Origin of the sequence: Neptunicoccus cionae, from assembly GCF_002860325.1 — a bacterium.
In the GTDB taxonomy this organism is placed as follows: Bacteria; Pseudomonadota; Alphaproteobacteria; order Rhodobacterales; family Rhodobacteraceae; genus Amylibacter; species Amylibacter lutimaris.
Genome location: NZ_PKOJ01000001.1, coordinates 105556 through 119104, shown reverse-complemented (window position 1 = coordinate 119104; position 13549 = coordinate 105556). Strand labels below are relative to the sequence as shown.

Below are 13549 nucleotides of genomic sequence, written 5' to 3'. Positions count from 1 at the left end.
CAATCACAGCGAATTACCATTCAACAGTATTATAGATAGCTTTCCGATAGTAGCAAACCTTTTGGAAGGACTGGAAATGCCTAGAACTGTATTAATCCTCGGCGCCTCGGGCCGGTTTGGCCGTAGCATGGCTGTCGCATTCGAAAGAAACGGGTGGCAGTTGCGCCGGTTTGACCGCACGCGGGACGATCTGGCACAGGCGGCTGACGGTGTGGATGTCATCGTCCATGGCTGGAACCCGCCCTATCAACGGTGGGCCAAAGAATTGCCGGGCCTGAACCGCAAGGTTATCGCCGCCGCCCGTCGTTCAGGCGCGACTGTCTTGCTGGCGGGCAATAATTACGTCTACGGGCCGAATGCCCCCGAGGTGTTCAGCCCTGATACTCCGCATCGGGCTGACAACCTGATGGGACGGTTGCGGATCGACATGGAACAGGCTTTTCGCAATAGCGGGGTGCAAACGATCCTATTGCGGGCAGGGGATTTTCTGGACACACGCGCCAGTGGCAACTGGTTTGATATGATCATCAGCAAACCCGTCGCGAAAGGGCGTATAGATTATCCCGGTCCGGTGGATATTCCCCATACTTGGGCCTATCTGCCGGATTACTGCCGCGCCTTTGTTGCACTGGCAGAACAGCGCGACACGCTGCCCCGTTTTACGTCTGTGAACTTTGAAGGCTACACGCTAAGCGGCCGCGAGATGGCGCGCAGTCTCGGGGTGAGGGCCGAGCGGTTTAACTGGCTGCCGCTTCAACTGCTCTCGCCGGTCTGGCCCATGGCGCGGCGACTGTTGGAGATGCGCTATCTCTGGCACAAGCCGCACCGGACGGACGGGCGCGCCTTGCGGGAAATTCTGCCGGATTTTGTGCCGACCCCCGCAGAAGAGGCGTTGCGGCGTGCGGCATCAGTCAATATCGACCCAGACAAGACGGTGGTCGGAGCTGACGCGACCGTCTGAACCGATCCATTCAAACCCGGCCTCTTCGGGCGTTGGCCAGAACACGCCAGCGCCCGAAACGTTAAGCGAGGCAGAGGGCAACACATAGTCCACCCGCAGGTTGCCCGGGCCCGGTTCATCCCGCCAGTCTGCGGTGTCTGTCGCTGCGTCTGTCAAATGGTTTCCGTTGATGCCGCCTTGCGCCCTTGATGCCAAGACGCCTCCGCTTGATCGGGGTGCAGGGTCCTGAAGGTAATCCGCAGTCAGAAGCGTGTTGATCGCTTCATGGCTGCCTTCCCCATCCGCAGGGTCTGCGTTGAGATCGCCAAGCAGGATAAATTCCGCATTCTGCGGCACGAGGGTTTCACGGATGTAGCTGTCCCAAAACAGGATTTCGGCGCGATTGCGTTTGCCGTTCATATCCTCGGGCCCGTCAAACACCGGTGGTGTCGGGTGAGAGGCCAGAAGATGCAGCCGCCGGCCATCGGGCAGGATCACGGGAACGTCCCAATGGGATTTGGACGACAGGCGCATCGCATGTAGCGCGTCATAGCTTGGGAAGGCACTACCATCTGCGGCCTTGGGCATGTGTGCATCCGGAACCTGTTTCCACAGTATTTCGGAAAAATCGCGGGCTTCTTCTGTGGCCAATGGAAAGCGGGAAACCAGCGCCATCGCATACTGTCCGCGAAAATGGCCAAAACCGTAATTGTCTGCCGGCCCGCCCAATCGCCCATCGCCATCCAAATCCCGACCGCTTGGCACGCCGGTGTTCTGTGGGGGCGCGTAGAAATAGGGATAATCGAGCGCGTCTCGGCCTTCGGTGCCTTGGTTCAGCCTGCGCAGAAAGGCAGTCAGCGCGAGGTTCTCATAGTCGTGGTCAAGCTCGTTTATCAGCAGGATGTCTGGACGGACGGTTTGCAGGATCGCCACAACTGCTTTGATCTGCTCGTCCTGACCCCGTTCAATGTCCCGTAGCAGTAATCCCGGCCCCTTGCGGCTGAGCGCGGCGTTAAAGGTTGCGATGCGGATAGAGTCGGCGGCTGCGGCCAAACCGGTCAGGCAGAACGCAACAACCAGCAGGAGCCGCATCAGGATTCTTCGGGATCAGACAGTTCGATATTCTGTGCAGCCAGAAGATTGGCAACCTTGTACAGCGCGGCGGCCCGCAGGATGGAGACAGCCGGCACAAAGCACCAGATCACGATCATCCAGAGCAGCAGCAGGCTGTTGCCGCTGTTGATGGGCTGAAGAGGGCCAACAAAGGCGTAAGCCGCTTGCGGGATCAGATAGGGCAGGGTCAGGCCGATGATCAGACTGACCAGACCGGACTGGCGCAGCGTGCCTTGGGTTTCCTCGCCCATAGCCACGTCAAAATTCGGCATGTTGATCCACAGATTAAAGTTCTCTGCGTGAAGCGGCCACGAGAAGTTCCAGATCACAAAGCTTGAGACTATCAGCGTGATCGCAGTGAGGCTGAGCGCCAGTGCGGCGGCATTGGTCACAAGCCGCTGGCTTGTCGGGCCCATATTCGCTGTCAGTCCTTCAAAGAAGGTTAGCGGGCTGCCTGTGAAATCCCAGAACTGTGCGCTTTTCATTGCAAATCCGGAAACAGCCAGCGATGTGCCGGTGGAACTGACGGGTTCGCTGAAGGCAAAAGCAATGCCTGTCAGCAAAAGGGCCAGTATCGCAAAGCGGAACCTGTTATAGGGCGCCGCGAAGCGGAATTCGATTAAACTGGGGGTGGTGAACCCGTATTCGAAGATCACGAAAGCTGCGGCGATTGCCGCCGCCAGAATCGCCAGATCTGCGGAGTTCGGTGATAGCTCGGGTAGCACAATTACCGGCAATACAATCATTGCGGCAACCAATGCGGCCCTCACAGATGCGCCTGCAAGCCTCGTCAACACTGCTCTCATCCTCTCGTCCAGTTCATGCCGGACTTTTGTATAGGCCGAAGCCTTATTTATGCCTTAATGAAGCCCAAATCAAAAAAGTGATCAAGCGCCAGAGCATAAAATTGTTGAGAAACAGGGGGTTTTGGGGCGAACCTGTAGTAGAATTGCACCACCACAATATGGCCACATTTTACTGTGGCCATATCAATATCTGGTAGTCAGACCAATTAGACCCAAGGGGCCCGTGCTGAATAACCGGCTTCGAAACTGTCGATCGAAGCGGCTTTTTGCAGGGTCAGTCCGATGTCGTCCAAGCCATTCAGAAGGCAGTGTTTTTTGAACTCGTCCACTTCGAATTTGAATTCTGTTCCATCCGTGGCAGAGACCGTCTGGTTTTCCAGATCAACGGTGATCCGTGCGTTGGATCCGCGTTCCGCATCTTCCATCAGAACATCCACAGCTTCCTTGGGCAAAACCACCGGAAGGATGCCATTCTTGAAGCAGTTATTATAAAAAATGTCTGCAAAAGATGTGGAGATGACAACTTTGATTCCAAAATCTCCCAGCGCCCAAGGGGCGTGCTCACGGGACGATCCGCAGCCGAAGTTGTCTCCGGCCACAAGAATCTCTGCATCGCGGTAGGCAGGTTTGTTCAGTACAAAATCCTCTACCTCGGTGCCGTCGCGGTTAAAGCGCATCTCGTCAAACAGGTTGGCGCCAAGGCCGGTCCGTTTGATGGTTTTGAGAAACTGCTTCGGAATGATCATATCGGTGTCGATGTTGACCAACGGCATAGGGGCAGCAACGCCTGAAACTGTCGTGAACTTTTCCATGATGATCTCTCCTTACGCGAAGTCGCGGATGTCTGTCAGTTTACCGGTCACGGCAGCTGCAGCGGCCATAGCGGGGGACAGAAGGTGGGTGCGGCCTTTGTAGCCCTGACGGCCTTCAAAGTTGCGGTTGGAGGTAGACGCACAGCGTTCGCCTTCTGACAACTGGTCAGGGTTCATCGCCAGACACATGGAACAACCGGCCATACGCCATTCAAAGCCCGCGTCGATAAAGATTTGTGCGAGACCTTCTTCTTCGGCTTGCGCGCGCACCAGACCGGAGCCGGGCACAACCATCGCCCGCATCCCGTCTTTGATCTTCTTGCCTTTCAGAACCTCTGCTGCAGCGCGCAGATCCTCGATCCGCCCGTTGGTGCAAGACCCGATGAAGACGGTGTCAATTTCCACATCCGACAGTTTCATGCCGGGTTTCAGACCCATGTAGTCCAGCGAGCGGCGAACCGCTTCTACCTTGCCACCCTGAAAATCTTCGGGGTTTGGAACAGTGGCCGTGATCGGCAGGACATCTTCGGGGGATGTGCCCCAAGTGACGGAGGGCGCAATATCTTCACCTTTGATGGTGATGATCTTGTCGAAATGTGCGCCTTCATCTGTGTAGAGCTCTTTCCAGGACTCCACAGCCATTTCCCATTGCGCGCCTTTCGGGGCGTGGGGGCGGCCTTTGCAGTATTCGAATGTGGTTTCATCCGGTGCGATCAGACCGGCGCGTGCGCCGCCTTCAATGGCCATGTTACAGACGGTCATCCGTCCTTCCATGGACAGTTCGCGGATCGCCTGACCACAATATTCGATCACATAACCGGTGCCACCAGCGGTGCCGGTTTCCCCGATCACGCACATGGTGATGTCTTTGGCTGTGACGCCCGGGCGAAGGGAGCCGGTGATTTCCACCTTCATATTCTTGGATTTCTTCTGGATCAGCGTTTGTGTTGCCAGAACGTGTTCAACTTCCGAGGTGCCGATGCCGTGGGCCAGCGCACCGAAGGCGCCATGCGTGGCTGTGTGGCTGTCGCCGCAAACCACGGTCATGCCGGGCAGGGTCCAGCCCTGTTCCGGTCCGACGATATGCACGATACCCTGACGAACATCAGACACAGGGTAATAGTGCAGACCAAATTCCTTGGCGTTGGTGTCCAGCGCTTCAACCTGAATGCGGCTGTCCTCGGTCATGGTTTCCGCATTGGCGCGGTCCAGCGTGGTTGGCACGTTGTGATCGGGCACGGCGATGGTTTTCTCCGGTGCGCGAACGGTACGGCCCGCCATGCGCAGGCCTTCAAACGCTTGAGGGGACGTCACTTCGTGGACAAGGTGACGGTCGATATACAGCAAGCAAGTGCCGTCTTCGGCTTCATGGGCGACGTGGGCATCCCAGATTTTATCGTAGAGTGTTTTAGGTGCGGACATTTGATCCTCCCGCTATGTAGATTGGCTATTGGAGTTGGCGAGCGTAGAAATTTACGCGGATAGCCCCTGGATACGCAGAACAACCTGTCCGTGGAAACGCCACGGCAGGCGGGAGCGGTCATCCATTGTGAATCTGTGTGTCATACTGCGTTGGAATAGACCGAAGCGCGTAGTCTCGCAAGTGCTGAGTCGTTTGTGGGCGGGTCATGTGAGGTGCACCTGCATGTCCTGTCAGTCGCCCATCTCGGCAAGTGTCCATTCCAGCGGGAACCTCTGGGGTTCAACATGGGGGCCGGTGCAATCTTCTTTTGCCCTGTAAACCGACAGTTCAAACCGTTGTTGTTCAGCAATCCAGTTATGAATTTCATAGGCCCCGCAATTCAGGTTCATATTGGCATAGCGGGTTGAGACAAGCTGGTTTTGACCGGCCAGCCATTGCGGGTTCATAATTGTTGCGCGGTCCGGTGCGTTGTGTGCAGGAGGCAGTTCGAAACGTTGCATCGCATATTCGATCCCGTTGGCCGGATCATGCACGACGATGTAATAGCTGACGTTGGCCTGTCCGATCCGGCAGGGGACCAGATAGGTGGTCCGGCCGGAGGCATCCTTGTTCACAATGGCCCCCATTTCATTCAGGGGGCCGGTTAGATCACCGCAAGCGGCGTCATTCAGTGCAAAATCCACCACGGCAGCGGGCAGTTCAGCCGGAGTGTACAGGACTTCAACGTAAGATCCGTCCGGATCTTCCAGTGCAGGGGCGTCACCTGAATCTTCTGTCCATTGCCCTGCATCCTCGTCCCCGGTTTCCCTGCTCTGGCGCGGGAAAACATCCGAAGGGCTGTCCGCAGGGGCGGCGCCACGGGCCACGATGGCATCCCTGCGGCCCAAACGCCGCTGGGTGATGTCCATGACAGTCAGGGAATCGATTGCTCCGGCCAGTGGAACTTCAAAGACCTGTGCGCCACGTTCGCTTTGGAAATCAATCGTCACAAACAGGGTCTCTCCTGTCATGATCGCCTGTAGCAGCGGGCTGTCGTATGGCTCTGACAAGGTAAAGCTGTTGTCTGAAACAGTATCTACCTTACGGGTGATGCCTTCTTCTGCCCCCGGAATGTCAAACCGGACTGCAGCACCCTCACCAAGCAGGGTTTCCGGTGTAAGTTCCAGCAGGATCGGACTGTTCGCTGCCTCACTGCGCTCTATGCGCAGGGTGAGCGTTTCGTAATCTCCGGTAAGCCCTTCGATATCTGCGGTGCAATACCCCCGCCTGTCACATTCAACCCACCACTGCCGCATGGACTGGCCCATATCCTGCGCAAGGGACATTTGGCCAAGCACAACAAGTAGGACCATTAGGCGTAGGATATTGATCATGAAGGTTCCTTTTTGATGGGTCTCGGGGACGCACAGAGCCCGTCGTGGTCAGTGCTAACAGATCGACAATCATTTCCCTTATAAAATTTCGCAATATGTATATTCTGAAAGCAGAAGGATCAAAGCGGGGGAAATTGTTTGGCAGAAGAAGCAGGGACCGAGCCGGGCGAAGTTGTAAGCGAAGCGATCAAGGCTTTGCCAACGGTGGCAGAACAATCTGCCCTGTTTCTGGATATGGCCGAGCGGTTAACCAACCGGTTGACCCAGCCGTGGAGCGGGTATCAACTTGCGATCATACTGGTGTTGGCGGCCCTCTCCTACGGACTTTACCGCTTCTATCGTCCCCGTGTGCGGGAGTTTTTAGGCGAATCCCACGGTCTGCCAAAGTGGTTCCTGCGGATATGCGCTGTCCTGAACCAGCGGCTGTGGCTTCTGCTGTTTGTGGTGATGTCATGGGCCACTGTCTTTGTGATGCGCGAAGTGACTTGGCCGAGCCGGTCCTATTTCATCGGACTTGCAGCAACACTGGCGCTCTGGTGGCTCATTCTGGTCGTGACAACGCGGCTGATCCGCTCGCGTACTGTCCGCAAGCTGGTGCGCTGGGCGGCGGGCATCTTTGTTGTTCTTACCATATTCGGCCTGCGTGAAAATGCGGCCAACGCGCTGGATACTGTCGCACTTGATCTGGGGGGCACGCGGGTGTCCCTGCTAACGGTGCTGATCGCGGTCGTGTCGCTGGCAACGCTGTTTGTTGTGGCCAGTTTCCTGTCCAAGGCCGGTTCGCAACGGATCAACAAGGTCGAGGATATGTCCCCTTCGATCCGTGTGCTTTTGAACAAGGCGCTGCAACTGACCCTTTACACCATCGCCTTTATGATCGGGCTGCGGGTGGTCGGATTTGACATCGGCAACCTTGCGCTTCTCTCCGGTGCGATTGGTCTGGGCATCGGGTTCGGCCTGCAAAAGATCGTTTCCAACCTTGTGTCCGGTGTGATCATCCTGTTGGACAAATCCATCAAACCGGGGGATGTGATCTCGCTCGACGGGACATTCGGCTGGATCACCCAGCTGGGTGCCCGCTATGCCAGCGTGCTGACACGGGACGGGCGCGAATATCTGATCCCGAATGAGGACTTCATCACCAGTCAGGTGATCAACTGGTCCCATTCCTCTGATCTGGTGCGGCTGGAGATCAATTTCGGTGTGTCCTATGACAGCAACCCCCATGAGGTGAAAAAGCTCGCCTCCGAAGCCCCCCTGTCGGTATCCCGTGTGGTGCCGATCCCCAAACCGGTCTGTCATATCGTGAACTTCGGGGACAGTTCGATTGATTTCACGCTGCGTTTCTGGATCAGGGACAGTACGGCCGGTCTGACCAATGTACGCGGGGATGTGTTTCTGGCCCTTTGGGATGTGCTGGATGAAAACAACATCGAAATTCCCTTCCCGCGCCGCGATGTCAGTATTCTATCGGGGGCCGCGCCGGCCAATCCGTTGCCAAACGACTAAAGCTTTCTCAGGTGACGCCCCCGATTATCCCATTTCAAAGCGCTTCGTTTTGGGTGTAGGCTGCGCGGGAATCTGAAGGAGTTCCCATGTCACCCAAATTCGCCGAAGCCTCTGAAACCGCAATTCCGGTTGATGTGATTTCAACAGACGGGCTCGCCCATTTCTTCGAACACGCACCAGCGGAGACAGTCACATGGGCCAAAGCAAACGGATTTGCAGGGAAGCTCGGGCAGGTTTTGACAGTTGCCGGACCAAAGGGACTCGGCCGTGTTCTGGTGGGCTGGGGGACAGAGGCTCAACGCAAGCGGGACCGCCTGCACATTGGTGCCGTTGCAGCACAGCTGCCCGAAGGGATCTATAAATTTGCATCCGGGCTGAGCGGAGCAGAAAAAACCCAAGCTGCGCTGGCATGGTTGCTGGGCGGATATGTGTTTGACCGCTACAAGGCGAAACCCGCCCCGAAGGCCGCGCTGGTTGCCCCCGAAGGCGTGGATGCGGTGCGGCTGGAAGCCATTGCCGCCGGAGACTTCCTGACACGGGACCTGATCAATACACCCGCGTCGGACATGGGACCGGACGGTTTGGAAGCTGCATTTCTTGAACTGGCGCAAGCCTACAAAGCGAAAACCGCAGTCATTCGCGGCGATGACCTGCTGGCGCAGAATTTCCCCATGATCCATACGGTAGGGCGCGCTTCGGATCAGGCGCCCCGCCTGCTGGATATGATCTGGGGCGATGAAAATGCGCCGAAAATTACGCTGGTGGGAAAAGGGGTCTGTTTTGATACGGGCGGTCTGAACATCAAACCGGCTGGATCAATGGGGTTGATGAAAAAGGATATGGGCGGCGCGGCGACGGTTCTGGGGCTTGCCAAAATGATCATGGCGCTGAACCTGCCTGTGCGCCTTCGGGTGCTGGTGCCAGCAGTGGAAAACTCCATCTCGGCAGAGGCGTATCGCCCGCAGGATATTCTGATGTCGCGCAAGGGGCTGAGTGTCGAAATCAACAACACCGATGCCGAAGGTCGTCTGGTACTGGCGGATGCCCTGACCCTTGCCGATGAGGAAGAACCCGATCTGCTGGTGTGTAAGGCAACCCTGACAGGGGCTGCGCGCGTGGCTCTCGGGCCGGATCTGATGCCGTTTTATACCGAGGACGATACGCTGGCCGCCCAAATGTCCGATTGCGGAGCCAAAGTCGAAGACCCGCTGTGGCGGATGCCGTTTTGGGATGCTTACGAACCGATGATCGAACCGGATGTGGCGGACCTAGATAATGCACCCAAAGGCGGATTCGGTGGGTCGATCACCGCGGCCCTGTTCCTGCGCCGGTTCGTGGAGCACACCGACCGTTTCGTTCATCTGGACATTTACGGCTGGACCCCTGCGCCCAAAGCGGGGCGCACGCTTGGCGGGGCGTGCCAGTCTGCCCGCGCCATGCTGGAAGTCATCGAGCAGCGGATCACGAAATGAACGATCGACGCCTCTGGCGCAGCAACGGGCGGGTGGCCCATAGCAGTCTCTCCGGTCAGGTAGGGGAAATTCCCCTGACTGACGGTGAACTGTTGACCGTTCAGGTGCCAGTGGCCGATCTGTTGGCTGCCCCGCAAGGGGCGCTGGACCGGCAGCTCGTTTTCGGAGAACGTTTCTGCGTGCTGGAGATTCGAGACGGCTACGCTTTCGGATTCGCGGAACCGTCGGGCTATACGGGGTATATAAACGCCGCCCATTTGCGTGCTTTGGATGCACCGACCCACCGTGTCCGGACCTTCGGTGCGCATCTTTATCCGACACGGTCGATAAAGACGGTTCCGGCGCTGACGCTGCCGTTTGACAGTTTCCTGACTTGCTCGGACCAGCAAGAGGGTTTCTGGAAGACGCCGCACGGTTTTGTGCCGGAACAGCAGGTTAGCGCGATCGGGACTGTAACCACCGACGCGGCCGAAACCGCGCTGCGCTTTCTGGGCGTGCCCTACTTATGGGGCGGTGACAGCAGCCTCGGGATTGATTGTTCCGGTCTGGTCCATGCCGCGCTGCGTGCTGCCGGTCGGGACTGTCCCCGCGACAGTGACCAGCAGGAGGCATTTTTTGATGCTGTTCCTGCAGGGGCGGATTTGCAGCGGGGAGATCTTGTTTTCTGGAAAGGGCACGTCGGGATGATGCTGGATCGTGACCGGATTATCCACGCGAACGGGCATCACATGTGTACCACGGCAGAACCGCTTGCACGGGTGGCCGAACGGATCAGGGACGTGGAAGGCCGGGAGATCAGTGCCTATCGCCGGCCCTGAGCAGCTTATTCAACACTCCGGATCAATTTGCGTTCCAGCACGCGCAGCACAGCTTTCAGATCGTGCCCACGTTTTAAAACGCGGCCATCCATCCCTATAATCGCATACATACCCTGTTTTCCTGCCAACTTGGGCCGTTTTTCAATCCGGTAGAGCGCATGTTCCGCACTGCGGCGGAAAACGCAAAAGACGGCAACATCCTTCAGCGCCGAAATCCCGTAGTCCCGCCATTCGCCTGCGGCGACCATTCGTCCGTAAAGAGACATGATCGGGCCCAGTTCGGTCCGGTGGAAATGGGTCTTTTCCCCGTCGGGCCTGCGGGAGGAGAGCGGTGTTACAGTGTGCATGTTCATGTATTTATTTTGGTTCGCACAACCATGAATGGCAAGGGTTAACCTTGTCGAAAATGCGGCTCGAAATCACCGCTAAATCGCCCCAATCTGAGCACAGAATCGTCGGGTTGGAGCATCATAAAAGCCCTACGCGTATAGTGAGTAACGAGTAACAACCCCGACGAGACCGCCGTGTACTGGCGCCTCGGTCGGGGTTTTTCATTTCGGCAGTGCGGGCTGCATTCCTGCCCGCGAGCCTGGCACGCTGCTTGAGAAGCGTTTTTTTTAAAAACCTTATTCTTGCCGCAATCCCTCCCTTTCTTCGCCCAGATCACAGGTGAAACTTTCCTCATAGCTGAAACAATGCTTGCCTCTGACGCGGCACTCAAAACAGCCCCCACCCTTGGGTGCTGCGTCGGGGCTCTATCTCATTTCCCCACTCCTGACAGACAGACGCGCAAGATCGTAATTTTACGTTTGCCCTTTCAGCGTGGCTGTAGTTCTTTGGGCGCGGACCATCCTCTGTAATTTGCGGGGGACAGATTTATTTGCGCCTTGCTCTCGCAAAAGGAGCGGCGCCAGAGGGGGAATACACCATGCGCGACTTTCATCTGCCCGGACGCTCTCCGGTATTTGCGGCAAACGGTATGTGTGCCACCTCGTCGCCTCTGGCGGCGAAGGTTGCAGTTCAAATGCTGGAGGCGGGCGGCAATGCGGTAGATGCGGCCATCGCCGCAGGTGTTTTGTTGGGATTGTGTGAACCCCAAATGACAGGCATCGGCGGGGACTGTTTTGTGCTGGTGAAGCCTGCGGGTAGCGAAGACGTTGTGGCGCTGAACGGATCGGGGCGTGCACCGGCGGCGCTTGATGCGGAAAAGCTGCGGGCAGCGGGACATAAAACCATGCCGCTGCATGATGCGGCTGCGGTGACTGTGCCCGGTGCGATTGATGCGTTTTGCCGCCTGTCCAAGGATTACGGCAAGCTGGGACTGAAAGCAGCGCTGGCCCCTGCGATCCATTACGCCCGTGCGGGGGTGCCTGTGGCGCCGCGCACCTGTTTTGACTGGGAGCGTGCGGCAGAGTCGCTGCAAGGCGCTGCACGGGATTTCTACCTTCTGGATGGAAAAGTTCCCGCACCGGGCCAGATTTTCCGCGCGCCCAATCAGGCCGAGGTGCTGGAACGTGTCGCCATGGAAGGGCGCGCCGGTTTTTATGAAGGTGAAGTGGCCGAGGATATGGTCAATTCGCTGAACGCGCTTGGCGGAGTCCATACACTTGATGATTTTGCGGCGACGGCTTGTGAATATACGGATCCGATCACGGGCAGTTATAAAGACGTGGAACTGGTCGAGCATCGTCCGAACGGGCAGGGGGCCACGGCGATCCTGCTGGCGAATATTCTTTCCCACTTTGACATGGCTGCCTATGGTGCGCTTAGCACGCAGCGTGTGCATATCGAAGCGGAGGCCACAAAACTGGCTTATGACACGCGCAACCGGTTCCTTGCCGATCCGGACTATATGAGCCGACTGGACTATATGACCTCTGCGGAAACGGCGGTGAAGCTTGCGGGGCTGATTGATCCCCACAAGGCCATGGCCTCTGCGACCACGATCAGTGAAAGTGTGCACAAGGAAACGGTCTATCTGACCGTGGTGGATCGGGACCGGATGGCGGTTTCGCTGATCTATTCTGTGTTCCATTCCTTTGGGGCAGGGCTGGCTTCGGATAAATTCGGGATCAATTTCCAAAACCGCGGTGCGGGGTTCTCGCTTGAGGCGGGACATCCCAATGAAGCAGGCGGTGGCAAGCGGCCGATGCACACAATCATTCCGGCGATGCTGCGCAAGGGTGGCAAGGTCATCATGCCGTTCGGTGTGATGGGCGGACAGTACCAGTCTACGGGTCACGCGCGTCTTGTGTCGAATGTGGTAGATTACGATATGCCGGTGCAGGAAGCAATTGACGCACCGCGCAGCTTTGCGGCGGACGGGAAGCTACAATTGGAACGGGGCTACAGCGCAAATGTGCGCAATGACCTGATGACGATGGGGCATGACATTACTATCCCCGATGTCGCCATCGGTGGTGCGCAAGCGATTGTGATAAATCACGAAACCGGCGTTCTGGAAGGCGGGTCCGATCCCCGCAAGGACGGTTGTGCTCTCGGTTACTAAGATCACCGGATCCGGTAGGAAACAGGCCCGTCAGTATGCTGGCGGGCCTTTCTGCATTTCGGGCGTATAACGGCCGCGTGTGCCGGTGTTTCAAGACCCTGCATTTATGAAGCTTCATATAAGACGCTTCATATTTGCAGGGTCTTGATTGGATTTTGTAAGTTTATCAGAAGGTTGAAGCCAAGCGGGGCACAGGCACCGTGGACACAACGGCAAAAGCCGCCTGACCTGCCATGAAACTGGAAGGCGCGGCGGTTTTGCAGCATGTGGAATTTGACATTTATACCGCGCTGGCACGATGCCCTGCGGTTTCCGGCATCCAGAGAGAGAGGAAGGTGATGATGTGTCAGCCTGAACAAGCTGCCAGTCCTTCCGGCAGGTGCCTTAGTTCATCTGAACTTCGAGCCGGTACTGGCCGTCATTCAACTCGCCAAACATGGCAATCACTTCAGGATGGTCTACCGGCGCACCGGTCGGATCCGTTTCGAGATTTTGTTCGGACACGTAAGCCACGTAATAGGAAGAGTCATTTTCCGCCAGCAAGTGGTAGAAAGGCTGTTCCTTTTTCGGACGTGTTTCCTCTGGAATACTCTCCCACCATTCCTCGGTATTGGAGAATGTGGGATCGACGTCAAAAATGACACCCCGGAAGGGATGTTTACGATGGCGGACGACTTGTCCGATGGTGAATTTAGCTTCCGCTTCAAACATGGTTACTCCTGATTCCCCACAACCCGTGTAACAAGAATCTTACGATTCCATTGACATTCTGTC

12 protein-coding genes are annotated in these 13549 nt (G+C 57.0%); 5 read left to right on the top strand and 7 right to left on the bottom strand.

Annotation, left to right across the window (positions count from 1 at the left end; all coding sequences use genetic code 11):
• Positions 1–76 precede the first annotated feature (76 nt).
• Positions 77–961 carry an epimerase gene (locus tag C0U40_RS00565; protein ID WP_101653820.1) on the top strand — a complete coding sequence of 295 codons (885 nt, stop codon included), beginning with the start codon at positions 77–79 and terminating at the stop codon, positions 959–961.
• Here the strand turns inward: C0U40_RS00565 and C0U40_RS00560 are convergent.
• The 5 genes from C0U40_RS00560 to C0U40_RS00540 all read right to left on the bottom strand — a co-directional run bounded on the left by C0U40_RS00560 (position 908) and on the right by C0U40_RS00540 (position 6467).
• Positions 908–2032, bottom strand: coding sequence for an endonuclease/exonuclease/phosphatase family protein (locus tag C0U40_RS00560; protein ID WP_101653819.1), 1125 nt, complete (start codon positions 2030–2032; stop codon positions 908–910). The genes C0U40_RS00565 and C0U40_RS00560 overlap by 54 nt on opposite strands.
• Positions 2032–2799 (bottom strand): hypothetical protein, encoded by a 768-nt coding sequence (locus C0U40_RS00555; protein WP_101653818.1) that lies wholly within the window; start codon positions 2797–2799, stop codon positions 2032–2034. Before C0U40_RS00555 ends, C0U40_RS00560 begins: the two co-directional genes overlap by 1 nt.
• A gap of 266 nt (positions 2800–3065) precedes the next feature.
• Positions 3066–3671, bottom strand: coding sequence for a 3-isopropylmalate dehydratase small subunit (gene leuD, locus C0U40_RS00550; protein WP_101653817.1), 606 nt, complete (start codon positions 3669–3671; stop codon positions 3066–3068).
• Between the two features lie 12 nt (positions 3672–3683).
• Entirely contained in the window at positions 3684–5093 is a 1410-nt protein-coding gene (leuC, locus tag C0U40_RS00545) for a 3-isopropylmalate dehydratase large subunit (protein ID WP_101653816.1), read from the bottom strand.
• A gap of 231 nt (positions 5094–5324) precedes the next feature.
• A complete protein-coding gene (locus tag C0U40_RS00540) occupies positions 5325–6467 on the bottom strand; it encodes a DUF1176 domain-containing protein (RefSeq protein WP_101653815.1) in 1143 nt (380 codons plus the stop codon).
• Positions 6468–6605: 138 nt separating this feature from the next.
• Between C0U40_RS00540 and C0U40_RS00535 the strand changes: the two genes are divergently transcribed.
• The 3 genes from C0U40_RS00535 to C0U40_RS00525 all read left to right on the top strand — a co-directional run bounded on the left by C0U40_RS00535 (position 6606) and on the right by C0U40_RS00525 (position 10266).
• Positions 6606–7976 (top strand): mechanosensitive ion channel family protein, encoded by a 1371-nt coding sequence (locus C0U40_RS00535; protein WP_286134716.1) that lies wholly within the window; start codon positions 6606–6608, stop codon positions 7974–7976.
• Positions 7977–8062: 86 nt separating this feature from the next.
• Complete coding sequence (locus tag C0U40_RS00530) at positions 8063–9448, top strand: leucyl aminopeptidase family protein (RefSeq protein WP_101653814.1); 1386 nt, start codon at positions 8063–8065, stop codon at positions 9446–9448.
• Positions 9445–10266, top strand: coding sequence for a C40 family peptidase (locus C0U40_RS00525; protein WP_101653813.1), 822 nt, complete (start codon positions 9445–9447; stop codon positions 10264–10266). The genes C0U40_RS00530 and C0U40_RS00525 overlap by 4 nt, the downstream gene beginning before the upstream one ends.
• A gap of 5 nt (positions 10267–10271) precedes the next feature.
• Here the strand turns inward: C0U40_RS00525 and C0U40_RS00520 are convergent, their stop codons facing one another.
• Positions 10272–10613, bottom strand: coding sequence for a DUF2794 domain-containing protein (locus tag C0U40_RS00520; RefSeq protein ID WP_435673782.1), 342 nt, complete (start codon positions 10611–10613; stop codon positions 10272–10274).
• A 581-nt stretch (positions 10614–11194) separates the two neighbouring features.
• Between C0U40_RS00520 and C0U40_RS00515 the strand changes: the two genes are divergently transcribed.
• A complete protein-coding gene (locus tag C0U40_RS00515; RefSeq protein ID WP_101653811.1) occupies positions 11195–12775 on the top strand; it encodes a gamma-glutamyltransferase family protein in 1581 nt (526 codons plus the stop codon).
• A 384-nt stretch (positions 12776–13159) separates the two neighbouring features.
• Here C0U40_RS00515 and hspQ read toward each other — a convergent pair whose 3' ends face one another.
• The gene (gene hspQ / locus C0U40_RS00510) at positions 13160–13486 is read right to left on the bottom strand and encodes a heat shock protein HspQ (protein ID WP_101653810.1); all 327 of its coding nucleotides are present in this window, start codon (positions 13484–13486) and stop codon (positions 13160–13162) included.
• Between the last annotated feature and the right edge of the window lie 63 nt (positions 13487–13549).